The following is a 737-nucleotide window of genomic DNA, read 5'->3' as shown; positions in this document are numbered from 1 at the left end:
TCGATCACCATTTCAGCAACCTGTACGTGTCGTGAGGCAGGCTCATCGAACGTACTGGAGACCACTTCACCTCTGACAGATCGTTGCATTTCCGTGACTTCTTCAGGACGCTCATCAATCAGCAACACAATCAGATCACTATCAGGATAGTTAGAGGCAATTGACTGTGCGATTGACTGCATGATCATTGTCTTACCTGATTTAGGCGGAGCAACAATCAAACCACGTTGTCCTTTGCCTAGTGGTGAAGCAAGATCAATAACACGTGCTGTCAGGTCTTCAGTACTTCCATTCCCCCGCTCTAATGTAAAACGTTCATTGGGGAAGAGCGGCGTGAGATTTTCAAAAGGGACTTTATTTCTAGACTTATCAGGTTTTTCGTAGTTAATTTCTTCTACTTTAACCAAGGCAAAATAACGCTCACTATCTTTGGGTGGACGAATTTTACCTTTTATTGTGTCGCCAGTTCTAAGGTGGAAACGACGAATCTGGCTAGGTGAGACATAAACATCATCAGGACCTGCAACGTAGGAATCTTCGGGTGATCTTAAAAAACCAAAACCATCTGGTAAGAGTTCTAATACACCTGTAGTGATAACATCTTCGCCTTGTTTAGAGTGCGCTTTGACTATGGCAAAGATAAGTTCTTGTTTTCGGTTTCTTGCTAAGCCCTCAAGATTCATGGAGAGAGCCAGTTCCATTAATTCAGCAGCTGACTGCTTTTTCAGTTCTGTCAG

General features: G+C 43.3%; 1 protein-coding gene. It reads right to left on the bottom strand.

What is annotated here, in order from left to right; all coding sequences use genetic code 11:
- On the bottom strand, positions 1-737 hold a 737-nt coding region (gene rho / locus B3V56_RS12505; protein WP_289284353.1), incomplete at both ends, for a transcription termination factor Rho.

It is taken from the genome of Methylophaga sp. UBA2513, assembly GCF_002341285.1.
In the GTDB taxonomy this organism is placed as follows: domain Bacteria; phylum Pseudomonadota; class Gammaproteobacteria; order Nitrosococcales; family Methylophagaceae; genus Methylophaga; species Methylophaga marina.
This window is presented reverse-complemented; position numbering and strand designations above follow the sequence as displayed.